Annotated in this window: 1 protein-coding gene; it reads left to right on the top strand. The window is 48.9% G+C overall.

The window, feature by feature from the left end:
* Positions 1 to 830: arginine N-succinyltransferase (locus R7Q46_RS26065; RefSeq protein ID WP_318078067.1), on the top strand; the 830-nt coding region annotated here is incomplete at its 5' end.
* Positions 831 to 835: the final 5 nt, after the last annotated feature.

Raw genomic sequence — 835 nt, 5'->3', positions numbered from 1 at the left:
GTTTTGACTCTGAATCGGGTGAGGTTGCGGGTACCACCGGAATCGAAGCATCTATTGGCTGGGACGTACCGTTCTACTCATATCACATCAGTAAAGTGGTTCACTCTTCGCCAAAACTCGGCGTAAATAACGTCGTTAAACTACTGACATTTGGCAACAACTACACGGGGAACAGTGAGATTTGTACGCTGTTCCTACGCGAAAAATATCGCCAGGGCCTAAATGGCCGTCTGATGTCTAAGTGCCGCTTTCTTATGATGGCGGAGCACCCAGAGCGTTTCTCTAAAACCATCTTTGCCGAGATGCGTGGCGTCTCTGATGCGAATGGTAATTCTCCATTTTGGCAATGGTTACAAGAGCATTTCTTCTCTATTGATTTCACACTTGCAGATTATCTTACCGGCATCGGCAAGAAAGGCTTTATCGCTGACTTGATGCCAAAGCTGCCAATTTACATCAACCTATTGAGCCCAGAAGCACAAGCGGTGATTGGTCAAGTGCATGACAACACGCGCCCAGCGCTGAAGCTGCTAGAGCGTGAAGGATTTACCAACCGTGGCTACGTCGACATCTTCGATGGCGGTCCAACGGTTGAGTGTGACTTACGCAATATCGAATCGGTACGTCATTCATTCCGTGCTCAAGTCAAAATCTCAGCGCATACCAGCACTCAAGACTTCTTGATGTGTAACTCGTCATTCGAGAACTTCCGTGCCGCTGCAGCAAAAGCCGCTTACGACGCAGAAACGCAAAGCGTTGTGTTGGCGCCTGAATTAGCTGATGCGCTCTTGGTGAAGGAAGGGGATTTCGTTCGCCTTCTACCGCAGTAACAGAC

The sequence above is a fragment of the Vibrio sp. 811 genome (genome assembly GCF_033339195.1).
The sequence above is the reverse complement of the archived record's forward strand: the minus strand, read 5'-3'. Positions and strand labels throughout refer to the sequence as shown.